Below are 16,371 nucleotides of genomic sequence, written 5' to 3' on the forward strand. Positions count from 1 at the left end.
TTTTGCTCATGCGCAATGCCGTCATCCCCACGATTGCCCTGACCTTTTGCCTGTCCGCCACCATCGCTCTACCGTCCGCCGTCGCACAATCAGGCAGCGCCGGCGGCTCGATCGGCAATGACGAGAAGTCGCTGTCCGGCTCGCGATCGGACCGTTCCGCCGAGCCGGCGCCCTCGGCGCGTCGCAGCAAGCCGGCCGAGGAGCCGCGCAGCTCCTCGCGACGCGGCGGTGGAGGTGGCGGTGGCGGGAGTTTCGACGGCGCCTGGATGGTCGTCAGCGTCGGCTGCGGCGGCACCACGTCCGGCGCGGTCGTGGTCTCCTCAGGCAAGGTCATAGGCCAAGGCGTCACGGGTACCGTCAGCGCGAGCGGTGCGGTCAGCACGTTCGGTCAAGGCGATGGCGTGACCTTCACCGGCTCCGGCCGCCTCGCTGCCCGCAGCGGGTCCGGATCCTTCCGCCGCTCGGACGGCTGCGGCGGAACCTGGACTTCGACCAAGCAATAGCACCGAAAAAGTCTGATTTCGCGGCGGAACGAACGCCGCGCAGGCCCGATTCAGGCCACATCCTCTCCGGATTTGCGGCTCATTGCCACCCAAGTCTTTGACGACAAAGGGAAGGTAACGAGTTGCGTCATGCGTAATCGGGAGACCAGGATGGGCAACCGCACCGCAAAATTCTTATCTGCCCTCGTAGGCAGCATCATTGCCGGCGCGCCACTTGCCGCCGTGTCGCAGAATGCATCGACGCCACCGAGCGCGGCAAATGCCGCGAGCGACTGCCTTGGCTCGCCAAAGGGCGCCGCGCCGCAGGGCCAGCATTGGCATTATCGCCTCGAGCGCGCGACCAAGCAGCAGTGCTGGTATCTGCGTGCCGAAGGCGGCAAGGCCACTCAAACCGCCCAGGCTGCGCCCGACACGCCTGCAGCGGATTCAGCCGTGCCGCAGCAGCACTCGGTCCAGGACGCGCGCGCCGAATATCTGACGCCGCAGAGCATCGCCACGGTGAAGACGCCTGCACAGGCGGGACCGGCGCCGATGCAACAAGCTGCGAGCCCCGCCGCCGACGCCAACACGCAGCAGCCCGCCGTCGCCGGGCGCTGGCCCGACGCCTCCGCGGCGTCCGCCGCGCCCACAGAGCAGCCGTCGCCTGCGCCTGTCGCGGTCGCTGCGCAGCCGACGACCACGAAGCCGGCGAAGTCCCCTGCTCCGATTGTACTGGCCGCGGCAGACAGCACCGCCGACAAGCAGACCGGCTCGCTCCAGATGCTGCTGCTCGTGATCGGCGGCGCGCTGACGCTTGCCGGCATCCTCGCCAGCCTCGTCTACCGCTTCGCCGGTGGACGCATCCGCGTCCAGGCCGCCGACCAGCGCCGCGTCAACTGGGACAATTTTGAGCCGCACGATCACGACGATGGCCGTGCGCCCTGGCTCAACGCGTCGCCGCACGCTCGGCAGCCGCGCCCGGTGGATTTCGATGCCGTGCGTCCGCAGGCAGCCCAGCTCAAAACCGCGCAGCTCGCCGCAATCGATCGCGAGATTGATGTGATCGACAAGCGCGTCCCGCAAGCGCACGAAGATACCGCAGAGCTCGACGACGCGGATATCTTCAACGGAGAATTCCAGATCGAGGCCGCGCCGCGGCTCGCGGCCAACGAGGTCGATGACGAAGAGCCGGCCGATCGCGATGAGGATGCGGGAGTCGAGGACGCCATCGACGTCGACGTGATCACGACGATGCTGGAACGGCTGGCGAAGGACGGGCCGCGGCTGACGCAGCCTAACCTTGAAGCTGACCTTGCAGACCTCGCACGAAGCCCACGAGGCCGGTCTGCCGCTCGCGCTTGAGGCGTTCGGCCTTCAGGATCGACTGCACCTCGGCGAAGGCCTCGTCGACGTCCTGGTTGATGACGATGTAGTCGTATTCGGCCCAGTGGCTCATCTCGTGGCTGGCGCGGCTCATGCGCTTGCGGATCACCTCGTCGGAATCCTGCGCGCGCGAATGCAGCCGCTTCTCGAGATCGGCAGCCGAGGGCGGCAGGATGAACACGCTGACGACGTCGGCGCGCGCCTTCTCTCGGAGCTGCTGCGTGCCCTGCCAGTCGATGTCGAACAGCACGTCCTGCCCGGCTGACAGCGCCGCCTCAACCGGCGCACGCGGCGTGCCGTAACTGTTGTCGAACACGGTCGCCCATTCCAGCAGCTGGTCGGCCTTCACCATCGCGCCGAAGGTGGCCTTGTCGACGAACGAATAATCCCTGCCGTCGACCTCGCCCGGCCGCATCGCCCGCGTGGTCGCCGACACCGACATTCGAAGGCCGGGCATACGGTCGATCAACATACGCGACAGCGTCGTCTTGCCCGCGCCCGACGGCGAGGACAGCACGAACATCAATCCGCGCCGCTCGACACCATCAGTTCCGTGACCGCCAATCGTCATCGATCACTCCAGATTTTGGACCTGCTCGCGGAACTGCTCGACCACGTTCTTCATGGCGAGCCCCGTATTGGTCAGCTCGATGTCGTTCGACTTCGAGCAACAGGTGTTGACCTCGCGGTGAAACTCCTGCGCCAGGAAGTCGAGCTTGCGTCCGACCGGGCCGCCCTTGCCGATCAGCTCGCGGGCCTGCGCGATGTGCGAGGCGATGCGGTCGAGCTCCTCGCGGATGTCCGCCCTGGTCGCGATCAGGATCGCTTCCTGCATCAGGCGGTCGGAATCGAAACGGTCGGAGGTGTCGAGCAGGCTCGCGATCTGCTCGGCGAGCCTAGACTTGATCGCCTCGGGCTTGCGGCCGGGCGCGGCCTCCGCCTTCTTGGCCAGCTGCTCGACCTCGTCCACGCGCTGGATCAGGATCTGCCCGAGCGAGGTCCCCTCGCGCTTGCGCATCTCGACGAGTTCGGCGAGCGCCTTGTCGAAGGCGTCCGCGGCGGCAGCGCGCGCGGCCTTGTCCTCCTCCTCGTCGCCCTCGGGCTCGGCGACCTCAATGACACCCTTGATGGCCAAAAGCCCGTCGACGCTCGGCGCGACCGCATCGACCTTGCCGGCGATCACGGCGGCGGCCTTGAGGACGGCGTTGAGCACGTCCTCGTTGACGCGGACGCTGGTGGCCGCATTGGCGCGCTTGACGGTCAAATTGGCGTAGACGGTGCCTCGCGAGAGCAACTCGGCGGCCCGCTTCTTGGCATGAGCCTCGAGCTCGTCGAACCCCTGCGGTAGCCGCACCCGCAAGTCAAAGCCCTTGGCATTGACCGACTTCAATTCCCATTCGAACGTATACGGCCCGCTCGCGCCGTGGCTTCGGGCAAAGCCGGTCATGGACGACAACGCCATCAGGTCAATTTCTCCAGAAGCACGGGATTCGCGCGGCCATCAAGCCACGCGAATCTTAAGACTATTTTGCAGGAAAGTGTAATCCGCAAAGTCCCGCGGGGCAGGTCTGCGCGCAGGCCTAGCGCTGGACCACCGGGGGCGAGGCCTGCACCGCGCCTTGGCGGGCCGGCGGCGGACCCGCGGGGCGAGCGGCCGGCGGCTTTTTTTGCTGGTTGGGCCGCGCCGGCGTGGTCGCCGTCGGCGTATCGGCGGCACCGGGCGCGGCGGCGGCCGGCGGCTGCGCGTCCTCGGCCGGCTCGACCGTGTCGTTCTGGATCTGCTTTTCCATCGCGCGCAGCTTGGCGACGTTCTTCTGATGCGCGTCGTAGGTCTCGGTGAAGGAATGCCCGCCGGTGCCGTCCGCGACGAAATAGAGGTCGCGGGTGCGGGCCGGGTTGGCGGCAGCCTCGAGCGAGGCGCGGCCGGGGTTTGAGATCGGGCCCGGCGGCAGGCCCTCGATCACATAGGTGTTGTAGGGCGAAGGCTGCGTGATCTCGCTGCGCTTGATGGGACGGCCGAGCGTGCCCTTGCCGCCGACGAGGCCATAGATGATCGTGGGATCGGACTGCAGCTTGATCCTCTGCTTCAGGCGATTGACGAACACAGCGGCGACGCGGCTGCGCTCGTCCGGCTTGCCGGTCTCTTTCTCGACGATCGAGGCCAGCGTCACCAATTGCTCCGGACTCTTGACCGGAATGTCCTGACTGCGGCGCTCCCAGATCTCGGTCAGCACGCGCTTGTGCGCCTGCTGCATGCGCTGGATCACCTGATCGCGCGGGGTGCCGCGCGGGAACTTGTAGGTCTCGGGCAGCAGCGTGCCTTCGCGCGGCAGCTCACGCACGCTGCCGGTGAAGATGTCGTTGTCGGACAGGCGCGCCACGATCTGCTCGGAGGTCAGCCCTTCCGGAATCGTAACGGCATGCTGCACCACCTTGCCCTCGACGATGGTGGCAATGACGTCGCGCAAGGACGCGTTTTTCTGGAACGAGTATTCACCGGGCTTGAGGTCCGAACTCGCCTTCAACGCAGCGACGCTGGCAATGAACGCCCACGGATTGACGTCGGTAACGCCCTCCCGGTTCAGCGTCTCGGCGATATCACGCTTGCCGGCGCGCTGCGGGATGTTGACGATCTTGTCTTCCTTCAGCGGTCCCGGCGCCTCGAGCACCTGTCGACCGTAATAGTACACGCCGCCCGCACCGATCATCGCAATCAGCAGCAGGGTGATGATGGCGTTGCCGACGATCACGAAGGGATTGCGCGCGCGGTCCGATCGCTTCGGCGGCGGCGGGACCTGCTCGGGCTCGAGCGCTGCCCGCGGGCTCCGGGGCGAAATGGGCGGCCTTTCACTCATCGAAGCAACCTGAATCCTGCCGGTTCAAATGCGACCCGACAATCGCTTGTCTGGCCAAGTACACGCGCCCACTTGTATGACTATCGCCGAATACGGCAAAACGGTGGATTCGTCGCAAACACAAACTATTGGACCGGACGCCGGAAGATCACCGACGCGTTGGTACCGCCAAAACCGAAAGAATTCGACAACGCGACGTTGACCTCACGCTTCTTCGCCTTGTGCGGCACGAGATCGATCGCAGTCTCGACCGACGGATTGTCCAGGTTGATAGTCGGCGGCACGACATTATCGCGAATCGCGAGAATGGCGAAGATCGCCTCGATCGCACCGGCCGCACCCAGGAGATGACCGGTCGACGATTTGGTCGAGGACATCGCGACCTTGGAAGCGGCATTGCCGAGCAGACGTTCGACCGCACCGAGCTCGATCTCGTCACCGAGCGGCGTCGAGGTGCCGTGCGCGTTGATGTAGTCGAGATCGGACGCAGTAAGGCCGGCGCGCTTGAGCGCCGCCGCCATGCTGCGGAAGCCGCCGTCGCCATCGGGTGACGGCGAGGTGATGTGGTAGGCATCGCCCGAGAGACCGTAGCCGATCACTTCGGCATAGATCTTCGCGCCGCGGCGTTTGGCGTGTTCGAGCTCTTCCAGGACCAGAACGCCGGCGCCCTCGCCCATCACGAAGCCGTCGCGGTCCTTGTCGTAGGGGCGCGAGGCCTTCTCGGGCGTTTCGTTGAAGGCTGTCGAGAGCGCACGCGCGGCGTTGAAGCCGGCAATGCCGATACGGCCGATCGGCGATTCCGCGCCGCCGGCGACCATGACGTCGGCGTCGCCGAGCGCGATCAGGCGGGCGGCATCGCCGACCGCGTGAGCGCCGGTCGAGCAGGCCGTGACCACCGAATGGTTCGGCCCCTTCAGCCCATGCTTGATCGAGACATAGCCGGAGGCGAGATTGATCAGGCGTCCCGGAATGAAGAACGGCGAGACCCGGCGCGGCCCGCGTTCCTTCAGCAGGATCGCGGTTTCGGCGATGCCGTTGAGGCCGCCGATGCCGGACCCAATCATGGTGCCGGTGGCGCATTTGTCCTCTTCGGTCTCGGGATGCCAGTTGGCATCGTCGAGCGCCTGGCCGGCTGCGGCCATGCCGAAGATGATGAAGTCGTCGACCTTGCGCTGGTCCTTCGGCTCCATCCAGATATCGGGATTGAAAGTGTCGTTGGTACCGTCGCCGCGCACGACCGTGCAGCCGATCTTGGTCTGAAGATCGGAGACATCGAAGCTCTCGATTTTGCGTGCGCCACTTTGGCCGTCGAGGATGCGTTTCCAGGTCGGCTCGACACCGCAGCCGAGTGGCGAAACCATGCCAAGACCCGTGACGACAACCCGCCTCATATCCGAAAACTCCGCATCGAAACATTCACGGCCAATAACAAGAAACCGGCTGACCGCTGTTGGGCGGTCCGTCCGGTTTCAATGTTGTCCCCGCGAAAATGAAGAGCCTTAGCTCTTCGCGTTCTTCTCGAGAAACTTGGTGGCGTCGCCGACGGTGAGAATCGTTTCCGCGGCATCGTCCGGAATCTCGCAACCGAATTCCTCTTCGAACGCCATCACCAGCTCGACGGTGTCCAGACTGTCGGCGCCGAGGTCGTCGATGAAGCTCGCAGCATCGACAACCTTCTCGGGTTCAACACCAAGGTGTTCGACCACGATCTTCTTAACCCGCTCGCCAATCTCACTCATTGCATAACCTCGTGTTGTTCCCTGTAGACCCGACCCCCCGGGACGATACGAGCCGTCGTGGTCGTTGACTGCCTTCGCTTACGAACTTTGATTTGGCCCCACCCTAACCGATGCAGGCCCGGCGAATGACGGCCAAGGCTCCGCATCGCCAATATACAGGGTTTCAAAAACCTGCAATGGCGTTCTTTGCCCATCCGTTGAAGGTCCGGTTATCATACTTCAATTGCGTTGACTACAAGCCTCATTTCGCTCCGGAAACGGCCGTTTGCCGCATTCCGCGCCGCCAGGGGGCGGTGCGGCATGAGGCGTCAGATCATGGCCATGCCGCCGTTGACGTGGATGGTTTGGCCGGTGACATAGGCTGCTTCGTTCGAACTCAGGTAGACGGCGGCCGCCGCGATGTCCTCTGGCGTGCCCAGGCGATTGGCCGGAACCTTGGTCAGAATCGTTTCGCGCTGCTTGTCGTTGAGCGCATCGGTCATCGGCGTCTTGATGAAGCCGGGCGCGATGCAGTTCGCAGTGACGCCGCGCTTGGCGTATTCGGCACCCAGCGTCTTGATCATGCCGATCAGGCCCGCCTTCGACGCGGTATAATTGCCCTGTCCCGGATTGCCGGTGACGCCGACCACCGAGGTGATGGCGATGATGCGGCCGAAGCGCTTGCGCATCATCAATTTGGTGGCCGCGCGGGCAAGCCGGAAGGTCGAAGTCAAATTGATGTTGATGACCTCCTCCCAGTCCTCGTCACGGAGCTGCACGAAGAGATTGTCGCGCGTGATGCCGGCATTGGCGACGAGGATATCAACCTGTCCCATCGCCGCTTCCGCAGCGGGCACCAGCGCCTCGACCTCGTCGGCCTTGGAGAGATTGCAGGGGAGCACATGGGTGCGCTCGCCGAGCTTGCCGGCAAGCACATCCAGCACTTCCTTGCGCGTCCCTGATATAGCAACGGTGGCGCCCTGCGCGTGCAGCGCCTGTGCGATGGCGCCGCCGATGCCGCCGGTTGCGCCGGTGACGAGCGCCTTTTTGCCAGTCAGATCGAACATCGATAACTCCTCCAAGGCACGATCCGGAAAAATGCGCAGCGGTTTTCCGAAAGGATCGTGCGTCAACTAAAGAACTCAAGCGCGACGACGAATCATCGCGCCTCAGGCCTGCTTCGCAGCGGCCAATGCATCCTTGGCGGCAGCAATGTCGTTGGGACCACCGACCGCAACGCCAACAGCACCGTCCGCAATACGCTTGACGAGGCCGGTCAGCACCTTGCCGGCACCGATCTCGAAGAAACGGGTGACGCCCTGCCCCGCCATATAGGCAACCGACTCGCGCCAGCGCACGGTGCCCGTGACCTGCTCAACCAGACGGCGGCGGATCTCGTCGGGATCGGTGATCGCGCTCGCCAGCACGTTCGACACCAGCGGGGCCGCCGGGGCCTTGATCGCGACCCCGGCCAGCGCCTCCGCCATCGCGTCGGCAGCCGGCTGCATCAGCTTGCAATGGAACGGTGCGGACACCGGCAGCAACATTGCGCGCTTGGCGCCCTTGGTTTTGGCGATCTCAACGGCGCGATCGACCGCGGCCTTGTCGCCGGAGACGACCACTTGCCCGCCGCCATTGTCGTTGGCTGCCTGGCAGACCTGCCCCTGAGCGGCCTCGTCGGCCACCGCCACGGCGGCCTCGTAGTCGAGGCCGAGCAGAGCGGCCATCGCACCGACGCCGACCGGCACGGCTTTTTGCATTGCGAGACCGCGGATGCGAAGCAGCCGCGCGGTGTCGGAAATCGTCAGGCTGCCTGCCGCGGCCAGCGCCGAATATTCACCGAGCGAGTGGCCGGCGACGAAGGCCGCATCCCGCCCGACGGAAAACCCGGCTTCGGCCTCCAGCACGCGCAGGGTGGCGACAGACACGGCCATCAGGGCCGGCTGGGCGTTTTGGGTGAGCTGGAGGATTTCGGCCGGACCATCCCAGATGGTCGCCGTCAGCTTCTCCCCCAGCGCGGCATCGACCTCGTCGAACACGGCGCGCGCCACCGGAAAGGCATCCGCCAGCGCCTTGCCCATGCCGACCGCCTGGGAACCCTGCCCCGGAAATGTGAATGCTGCCGTCATCGGGGCTCCCTGCTTGTCGGGCGTGATCTCTGTGAGAACCGGCAGCCGATTACGCACGGCCGTAGGCCATGGTTCCGGATCATGCTCCAAAGGGGGCCGTAGACACTGTCCGGGGCCGGAATGTCAAGCCAAGATAGGAACTTCGATCAGCCTTCAACTGATGAGACGGGTTCCTAGAATCCGCCGGCCGTCTGGTTGGCGTCGACCTCGGACCCCGCTTGCGCGCGGCGCGCGCTGTTGACCAATTGCCCCGGGCGGTCATCGCGGTTCGGCTTCGCGGTCGCAAGCCGCAGCACGGCCGCGTAACTCGGCTGCACCTCCATGCGGCCCGCGTGCCGGCTCTCACTCAGCAGGCGGTGCACCTTGGGCAGATTGTAGCAGGGCACGTAGAACAAGAGATGATGTTCGAGGTGGTAGTTCACGTAGTACGGCGCGATGAACAGACGCTCGAAGAAATTGGCGTAGGTGGTGCGGGTGTTGCGCAAGGGATCGCTGCTGTCGGGCACGACTGCGTGCTCGGCGATGTTGCGGATACGGGTGATGACCATCATCCAGGTCAGGAGCGGCACCAGCCATAGCAGCGGATAGGCCCACCACACGCCGGCCGCCGTGAGCGCTGCGAACATCGCGCCATTGACCAGACATTGCGGGCCGAGCTTCTCCCAAAAATGCGCCGCGCGCTGGCGCAACGGCCAGTCCTTCGGCCCCAGCGCATTGAGCAATTGCGCCTTGCGCTGCTGGTAGCCGGTCTGCCCTGTGAGGTCGCGAATGAACTTGCGGCGATAGCTCAGCTTCGTGATCGGAAACGGCGCCGACAGCACGAGATCGGGATCATCCTCCTGCTGCGTGCGCGCATGATGCTGAAGGTGATAGCGCCGGTAGCTGCGCGTCTCCGCAAACAGAGGATAGGCGCAGAACCACTGGCTCAAGGTCAGATTGGTTTTCTCGTCGGCGGACAGGCAGCCATGCGCGCCGTCATGCATGAGGATCGCGAGCCCGAGCTGGCGCGAGCCGATGATGGCGACGGCGAAGATATAGGTGATCGGATTGGGCCACCACGCGACCAGAGCAATTGCCGCGATGATGAGCGCCCAGGCGTGCGCGATCAGCGCGACGCCTTTCCAGGTCACGCGCTGGCGCACGTCGGCAAGTTGGTCGTCGGTCAGGAAATCGCGGGCACGCATGCGAAGCGCAGTCATGGCCTAACTCTCCTCATTCGAATTGCTCGATGCGTCGCGCGCGTCGACGAGGCGCAAGCGCGCAGCGTCATGATCGGATTTCGCCTGTTCGCCCAGCACGCGCAGCATCTCGGCGCACAGCGCCTCGGGCGAACGGCCCATCGCGTAGCCCTCGAGGATGACGCCGATGGCGACGGCCCAGAACCGCCGCGAACTCTCATCGGGCGCGCGCAGGGAGCGCCAGCCGTGCCGCGCGACCTGGCTCGCATAGGCTCGCGCACCCTCACTGTGCAGGCGCTCGATGGTGCGCTCGACCAGCGGCGCGAGATCCTGGCGCCGCCGCGTCAGCGTCAGCGCCTCGGCGAAGAAGGTCACCGAATCGCTCGCCGTGACGGTCTCGGCCAGCGCGTGGGTATAGTCCTGCGGCGTGCGCGCCTTCAGCGCCGCCTGCTCGGTCGCTCGCGCCAGGTACAGCAGCTCGCGGCAGGCGCATTCGACGAACAGCGCCTCCTTGGTGCGGAAGTAATAGGTGATCTGGCTCGGGAACGCGTTCGCAGCGGCTGCGATGTCGGTGATCGCCGTGCCCGACAGCCCCCGCTCCCGGAACAGCGGGCTCGCGGCATCCAGCAGCAGCGAGCGCATTTTGCGGCCGGCCGACCGCGTGGCGCGGGTGGCGTGTTTGGGGTCGCCTGCCGCCTCGAGCGGCTCCTGGGCCGACTTTTCTGCCATTGGGGTTCGCTCCCGTCAGATTTGTTTGTATGATATACAAACAAACAAATCAAGCCGGTATGGTGGTCCGCGGTGGATCCAGCCGCCCGCATCGGGACCGTCCGCGCCAAAACGCCGACCGCAACCTTGCCAGAAACCTTGCCAAGTCAGCCGAAATCCGTATAACGCGCCCATCCGCAGACCCCGGCCGGGAGCTGAACGGACGGTCTCAGCAAATCATTCGTGATTTTGGTGTGGCAGGGCCAGTCGGCCCGTCGTCCCGTGTTTCCGCCTTCTGAGCTTAATCCCAGAGTCCTTTCCGAAGGCCTCTTAAGGGCTTGACGCCGGGCGATGCGCCAACATGAGGAAAGGACTTCCATGGCTCTCTATGAGCATGTTTTTCTCGCGCGCCAAGACGCGAGCACGCAGCAGGTCGAAGAGCTGACTGCGCAGATGACCGGCATCGTCGAGGGTCTCGGCGGCAAGGTCGTCAAGACCGAGAATTGGGGCGTACGCTCCCTCACCTACCGCATGAACAAGAACCGCAAGGCGCATTTCGTGCTGCTCAACATCGACGCGCCGTCCGCGGCGATCGCCGAGATCGAGCGCCAGGAGCGCATCAGCGAAGACGTGATCCGCTATCTCAGCGTCCGCGTCGAGGAGCTCGAGGAAGGCCCGTCCGCGATGATGCGCAAGGCCGACCGTGACCGCGAGCGTGACGACCGTGGCGGCGGATTCCGTGGCGATCGCGAAGGCGGTGGCTTCCGTGGCGACCGCGAGGGTGGTTTCCGTGGTGGCGATCGTGAAGGTGGCGGCTTCCGCGGTGACCGCGGTCCGCGCCGTCCGCGCGAAGACGCTGAAACCACCACCACCACCACGACGGATGGGGAGTAAGAACAATGGCTGAAGCTGGTGCACGCCGCCCGTTTTTCCGTCGCCGCAAAAGCTGCCCGTTCACGGGCGCGAATGCTCCGAAGATCGACTACAAGGACTCCAAGCTGCTGATGCGTTACGTCTCCGAGCGCGGCAAGATCGTGCCGAGCCGCATCACCGCGGTGTCCGCGAAGAAGCAGCGTGAGCTTGCCCGCGCCATCAAGCGCGCGCGGTTCCTGGGCTTGCTGCCCTACGTCATTCGCTAAGACGAATTCGGCCGGCGGCGACATCGCCGCCGGCCGAGCTACCTAGTTTCTCATAAGGCTTCCGGGTCGTCCGGTCGCCGATGGTTGGGGCGAGATGCCTCTAACCGCTCGAAGGGAGCGGGACAGCTGATGATGGCCTTTGGACTGATAGCCCTGATCGCCGGCGCTGCGTCGGCCCTGATGTTCGCCTCGATCGCTTCGGGCGCGCTGATCTCGCTCGTCCTGTTCTATCTCGCACCGCTGCCGCTGATGGTCGCTTCGATCGGCTGGGGACCGCTTTGCGCGAGCCTCGGCGGCATCGCCGCCGCGATTGGCCTCGGCGCGCTGTTCGGCCTGCCCTACTGCATTGCCTTCGCCGTCACCGTCGCATTGCCGGCCTGGTGGCTCGGCCATCTCGTCCTGCTCAGCCGCCAGGTCGGCCCCGCCGCGCCGAAGCCCGCCGCCGAGCCGCCCACTGAGCCTGTGCTCGAGTGGTATCCGGTCGGCCGCATCCTGCTGTGGATCGCGGGCTTCGCCACACTGACCACGCTCGCCGCCCTGCTCACGCTCGGCACCGACGCCGAGACCATCACCGGCACGCTGCGCCGTGGCCTGATGCGCCTCCTCCGCGCCGCCGACCCGCAGACCTCCGGCGAGACCGATCAATTCGTCGACGCACTGGTGCGGATCGTGCCGGCCGCCGCCACCATCGTCGCGATGATGACGCTGACCCTCAACCTCTGGCTCAGCACCAAAGTGACGGCGACGTCGGGCCGGCTGCGACGCCCCTGGCCGGACCTGATGACGGCGGAGCTGCCGCCGATGACGCTCGTGGCACTCTGCATCGCGCTCGCCTTTTGCTTCACCGGCGGACTGCTTGCGATCGTGGCGCAGATCGCGGCGGCGGCGCTGATGATGGGATATGCGCTGACCGGCTTTGCCGTACTGCACACGCTGACGCTGGCGCTGAAGAGCCGCACCTTCTGGCTCGGCTCGACCTACGCCGTCGTGGTCGTGTTCGGATGGCCCGTCATGGCGATGGTGATCCTCGGCCTCGCGGATGCCGTGTTCGGCCTCCGCGAACGCTTCCTTCGTACGCGCCAGCCGCCGCCGCTGCCGACCTCTTGAGTTCAAATCCGAAAGTTCAAGTTCGAAATTCCAACTCACTCAACACATCAAAGGAGAACGAATATGGAAGTCATTTTGCTGGAACGCGTCAACAAGCTCGGTCACATGGGCGAAGTCGTGAAGGTTCGCGACGGCTATGCCCGCAATTTCCTGCTCAAGCGCGGCAAGGCGCTGCGCGCCACCGCCGACAACCGTGCCAAGTACGACGGCATGAAGGCCGAGCTCGAGGCTCGCAATCTTGAGTCCAAGGGCGAGGCGTCTAAGGTCGCCGAGAAGATCCAGGGCAAGAACATCATCGTGATCCGTCAGGCTTCGGAAGCCGGCCAGCTGTTCGGCTCGGTCAACGTGCGCGACATCGTCGTGGCGTTCGAAGCCGACGGTGTTTCACTGTCCCGCCCGCAGGTTCAGCTCGACGCGCCGATCAAGACCATCGGCAAGCACACCATCACGGTCGCCATCCACCCCGAGGTCGAGATCGAGATCAGTGTCACCGTGGCGCGCAGCCAGGACGAGGCCGAGCGCATCAACCGCGGCGAGGACATCTCGAGCCGGAACGAAGACCGGGATGCTGCGGCCGAAGCCATCGCAGCTGCCGGCGAGTTCTTCGACCCGGAAGCCCAGCAGGACGACGCCGAGCCGGCGCCGGCTGCGGAAGAGACCGAGAAGTAAGCCTCGCATTCGCGCAAGGCTTTCGAAGCCCGGTCGCCTCAGGCGGCCGGGCTTTTCGTTTGGCGGCAACGTCCTCGCTCAGCATCGCGATCGACGCGAGCGCCGTTGCCGGTTGCTTCTCGACGCCGTCGGTGACGCAGAAAACGTCGGCCGCGACCACGGAGACCTGACGCCCCGGCTTGATCACCCTCGCCCGGCAGATGCTTCTTGCAGGCCGCGGCGACAACAGATTGGGCTTGTACCCAAGACGACGAAGGCCGCGCCAGAGCGCGGCCTCCGCGTGTCTATAAATATGGTCGTTTATCGCGAAATCGGCGGCGTCGGCGGACCGGACGATTCGGCTGGCGCCGCAGTGGTCGCGGGCGCGGGCTCCTGCGACTTCGCTGGCGGTTCGGACCTCGCGGCGGGTTTGGGAGCAGCCTCTTCCGCCGCCTTGGGCGTAGCCGGTTCGGCGGGCTTCGCGGCGGACGGTGCCGCCGGCGTCACCTGCGGCACTGGATCGGGCCGCAACGCCGGAGTCTCGCTGCCGCGCGGCTCAACCTTGGCACTTTCCGGCTTGGCCTCGGCGGGCTTCTCGGACGGCTTGCTGCCTTCAGATTTGTTGCCTTCGGATTTAGCCTCGCCGGTGTCCCCCTTCGCAGTCTCGGGCTTTGTCTCGGGCCTGGACTCGACCTTCGGCTCGGACTTCTTGTCGTCTGTCGTGGGCGCCGCGGCATCGACCTTCGGCGCCTCATCACTTCCCGGCTTGCCACGCTTGCCGAGACGCTTGGCCTTGCGCCCTTCGGGGGCAGCCTGGCTCTCGGGCTTCGCGCCTTCCTTCGTTCCTTCTTCGGCCGGCCGCGCGGCACGCTTCTGACGCGCGCCCTCGGCCGCGGGAGCGGCACCCTCGCCTTCCGGCTTGGCGGATTCCTGGGAACGTTGGCGGCGACCCTGACGTTCAGGGGACTGCGCGGGATTGGTATTGGCTTCCTTGTCCTTATCCTTGTCCTTGGCGCCGTCCTTCTTGTCCTTGCCGTCCTTGGCCTGGTAGCGGGTGTCGGTGGCTCCGTTGGAGACGAGGTAGGAGGCGAGCACGCCGGCCATGTCGGAGCTGGTCGTGTAATGCTGGCGCAGGAAGCCCGGCAGCGAGCCCGGCGCCACCGTTTTCAACAGGCCGCGCGGGCTCTTGTGACATGCATTGCAGGTCTGCGCGAAAAGCTGGGATGGGGCCTTGCCGGCCTCGAGGTTCGTCGCCTGCGCGAGAACGGTATCGGTCGCGCCGAAGCCGATCAGAAGCAAGATCGTCGCGAGGCTGAGCGCTCGGCTCGACATTCCCATCATCTCCATTGAATTCCGAGAGGTGCAGCCGGTAGGCGGCGCCGCGGCGGGTCACCTTTTATCCGATTGAGCCGCGAATGGAAGCAGCCTCCGCGCGCAAGGATGTGATTAAGCGGTTTTGGAATATCCGCTTTGAGCACAGCGCAATAGCGGGCGCGGGACACCTCCCTAGATCTAGATGCAAACGCATAGGAACCGCTGAGATGCCCGGGCGTAGGGTGTCAAAGGCCGGGTTAGTCGCATCTCTTCGGGTCCGCTCGAGAGGATGGGTGCCGATGGATCGATTGTTGCGTCAATTCCTGTCTCAATTCATCCGCCGCGGGTCGATGACGGTGACCACGGCGAAGAGCTCGAAGTTCACCGTCGGCGACGGCTTGGGCGAACCGGTCGCAGTCCGCTTCGTCACCGCGGACGCAGAGCGGAAGATCCTCGTCAATCCCGAACTCGGTCTCGGCGAAGCCTACATGGACGGCGAGTTCGTCGTCGAGCACGGCACCATAGCTGATGCCCTCGCGATCCTGCTCGATCAACCCGACCTATTGCCGCACTGGGCAAAACCCTGGTGGCACCTGCGTTATCTGGTGCGGCACCTGAAGCAGTTCAATCCGCGCCCGCGCTCCCGCAGCAACGTCGCACACCATTACGATCTCGATGCGAGGCTCTATTCGCTCTTCCTCGACGCCGACAAGCAATACAGCTGCGCCTATTTCGAGACGCCGGAGAGCACGCTCGACGATGCGCAGCTCGCCAAGAAACGGCACATCGCCGCAAAGCTGCTCGTCAAGGGCGGCCAGCGCGTGCTCGACATCGGCTCGGGCTGGGGCGGACTTGGGCTCTATCTCGCCGAGATCGCAGGTGCTGACGTCACTGGCGTCACATTGTCGACCGAGCAGTTGCAGATCGCCAATGCGCGCGCAGCCGAAAAGGGCCTGACCGGATCGGCCAAATTCCTGCTTCAGGACTATCGCGACATCGCCGGCCCGTTCGACCGCATCGTCTCAGTCGGCATGTTGGAGCATGTCGGCGCGCGCTTCTACGACACCTACTTCCAGCGCTGCGCCGAGCTGCTGGACAAGGACGGCGTCATGTTGCTGCACTCGATCGGCCGTTCGCAGGGCCCGGACTCCACCAATCCGTGGATCGCCAAATACATCTTTCCCGGCGGCTACATCCCTTCTCTCTCGGAGGTGCTGCCGGCGATCGAGCGGGCCGGCCTGCTGGTCTGCGACATCGAGATACTGCGCCTGCATTACGCCGAAACGCTCAAGGCATGGCGCGAGCGCTTCATGGCGCGGCGCGAAGAAGCCGTGCAGCTATATGACGAGCGCTTCGCGCTGATGTGGGAATTTTATCTGGCAGCCAGCGAGATGACGTTCCGCAAGCAGGATATGATGAACTTCCAAATTCAACTCACCCGGCGTCAGGGCGTCGTGCCGATGACACGCAACTACATCGCGCGTGAAGAAGCCCGGCTGCGGGCCGTCGAGGCCGGCGCTAAGCCGAGGCTGAAGCTGGCTGGTGAATAAGTCCTAGTGGCGCAGGGTCGAAATCGGAGCGGACCGGAAAGAGGCCGTTAAGGCCAATTGCATCCGCAGTGCCTTCAGGATTTCGGGGGCGACCGGCTCCCGACGCACTTCCGGCCTCGCAGCGTGCTCCATGGCCGCGATCAGCCCCGACAGCCAAAGT

17 protein-coding genes and 1 pseudogene are annotated in these 16,371 nt (G+C 65.1%); 7 read left to right on the forward strand and 11 right to left on the reverse strand.

From position 1 onward, the window contains the following. The first annotated feature begins 8 nt into the window (after positions 1-8). Complete coding sequence (locus tag AC0L3J_RS05880; protein WP_473346358.1) at positions 9-503, forward strand: hypothetical protein; 495 nt, start codon at positions 9-11, stop codon at positions 501-503. Positions 504-653: 150 nt separating this feature from the next. Then, complete coding sequence (locus tag AC0L3J_RS05885; protein WP_473346359.1) at positions 654-1,844, forward strand: hypothetical protein; 1,191 nt, start codon at positions 654-656, stop codon at positions 1,842-1,844. Here the strand turns inward: AC0L3J_RS05885 and gmk are convergent. The 9 genes from gmk to AC0L3J_RS05930 form a co-directional block, all read right to left on the reverse strand. Continuing rightward, positions 1,777-2,436, reverse strand: a complete 660-nt coding sequence (gmk, locus tag AC0L3J_RS05890; RefSeq protein ID WP_473346360.1) for a guanylate kinase — start codon at positions 2,434-2,436, stop codon at positions 1,777-1,779. The two genes, AC0L3J_RS05885 and gmk, sit on opposite strands and share 68 nt — an antisense overlap. Positions 2,437-2,439: 3 nt before the next feature. Further along, a complete protein-coding gene (locus tag AC0L3J_RS05895) occupies positions 2,440-3,327 on the reverse strand; it encodes a YicC/YloC family endoribonuclease (protein ID WP_027569668.1) in 888 nt (295 codons plus the stop codon). 118 nt (positions 3,328-3,445) lie between these two features. Further along, complete coding sequence (gene mltG, locus AC0L3J_RS05900; protein ID WP_007609326.1) at positions 3,446-4,720, reverse strand: endolytic transglycosylase MltG; 1,275 nt, start codon at positions 4,718-4,720, stop codon at positions 3,446-3,448. Between the two features lie 125 nt (positions 4,721-4,845). Further along, positions 4,846-6,111, reverse strand: coding sequence for a beta-ketoacyl-ACP synthase II (fabF, locus tag AC0L3J_RS05905; protein WP_473346361.1), 1,266 nt, complete (start codon positions 6,109-6,111; stop codon positions 4,846-4,848). Between the two features lie 108 nt (positions 6,112-6,219). Continuing rightward, positions 6,220-6,459, reverse strand: a complete 240-nt coding sequence (locus tag AC0L3J_RS05910; RefSeq protein WP_006020277.1) for an acyl carrier protein — start codon at positions 6,457-6,459, stop codon at positions 6,220-6,222. 308 nt (positions 6,460-6,767) lie between these two features. Further along, positions 6,768-7,505 (reverse strand): 3-oxoacyl-[acyl-carrier-protein] reductase, encoded by a 738-nt coding sequence (fabG, locus tag AC0L3J_RS05915; RefSeq protein WP_473346362.1) that lies wholly within the window; start codon positions 7,503-7,505, stop codon positions 6,768-6,770. A 102-nt stretch (positions 7,506-7,607) separates the two neighbouring features. Then, positions 7,608-8,567: an ACP S-malonyltransferase gene (gene fabD, locus AC0L3J_RS05920; RefSeq protein ID WP_473346363.1), complete on the reverse strand. Its 960-nt coding sequence runs from the start codon at positions 8,565-8,567 to the stop codon at positions 7,608-7,610. A gap of 173 nt (positions 8,568-8,740) precedes the next feature. After that, positions 8,741-9,766 (reverse strand): fatty acid desaturase family protein, encoded by a 1,026-nt coding sequence (locus tag AC0L3J_RS05925; protein WP_473346364.1) that lies wholly within the window; start codon positions 9,764-9,766, stop codon positions 8,741-8,743. 3 nt (positions 9,767-9,769) lie between these two features. After that, the gene (locus AC0L3J_RS05930; RefSeq protein WP_473346365.1) at positions 9,770-10,474 is read right to left on the reverse strand and encodes a TetR/AcrR family transcriptional regulator C-terminal domain-containing protein; all 705 of its coding nucleotides are present in this window, start codon (positions 10,472-10,474) and stop codon (positions 9,770-9,772) included. A gap of 357 nt (positions 10,475-10,831) precedes the next feature. On the opposite strand from AC0L3J_RS05930, the gene rpsF reads away from it, so the two are divergent. The 4 genes from rpsF (at position 10,832) to rplI (ending at position 13,368) form a co-directional block, all read left to right on the forward strand. Next, a complete protein-coding gene (rpsF, locus tag AC0L3J_RS05935) occupies positions 10,832-11,347 on the forward strand; it encodes a 30S ribosomal protein S6 (protein WP_275167216.1) in 516 nt (171 codons plus the stop codon). 5 nt (positions 11,348-11,352) lie between these two features. Continuing rightward, complete coding sequence (gene rpsR / locus AC0L3J_RS05940) at positions 11,353-11,592, forward strand: 30S ribosomal protein S18 (protein ID WP_007592020.1); 240 nt, start codon at positions 11,353-11,355, stop codon at positions 11,590-11,592. A gap of 129 nt (positions 11,593-11,721) precedes the next feature. Beyond that, positions 11,722-12,699 (forward strand): DUF2232 domain-containing protein, encoded by a 978-nt coding sequence (locus tag AC0L3J_RS05945; RefSeq protein WP_473346366.1) that lies wholly within the window; start codon positions 11,722-11,724, stop codon positions 12,697-12,699. 63 nt (positions 12,700-12,762) lie between these two features. Continuing rightward, entirely contained in the window at positions 12,763-13,368 is a 606-nt protein-coding gene (gene rplI, locus AC0L3J_RS05950) for a 50S ribosomal protein L9 (protein WP_007592024.1), read from the forward strand. A 38-nt stretch (positions 13,369-13,406) separates the two neighbouring features. On the opposite strand, the pseudogene AC0L3J_RS05955 reads toward rplI, so the two are convergent. Both AC0L3J_RS05955 and AC0L3J_RS05960 read right to left on the reverse strand, forming a co-directional pair. Then, a pseudogene (locus AC0L3J_RS05955) lies at positions 13,407-13,609 on the reverse strand (hotdog family protein); the annotation flags it as partial. A 59-nt stretch (positions 13,610-13,668) separates the two neighbouring features. Then, on the reverse strand, positions 13,669-14,679 hold the full coding sequence (locus tag AC0L3J_RS05960; RefSeq protein WP_473346367.1) for a hypothetical protein: 1,011 nt from the start codon (positions 14,677-14,679) through the stop codon (positions 13,669-13,671). 281 nt (positions 14,680-14,960) lie between these two features. On the opposite strand from AC0L3J_RS05960, the gene AC0L3J_RS05965 reads away from it, so the two are divergent. Further along, positions 14,961-16,211 carry a class I SAM-dependent methyltransferase gene (locus tag AC0L3J_RS05965; RefSeq protein WP_473346368.1) on the forward strand — a complete coding sequence of 417 codons (1,251 nt, stop codon included), beginning with the start codon at positions 14,961-14,963 and terminating at the stop codon, positions 16,209-16,211. The last annotated feature ends 160 nt before the right edge of the window (positions 16,212-16,371 follow it).

The organism is Bradyrhizobium sp. Kon37 (genome assembly GCF_055807535.1).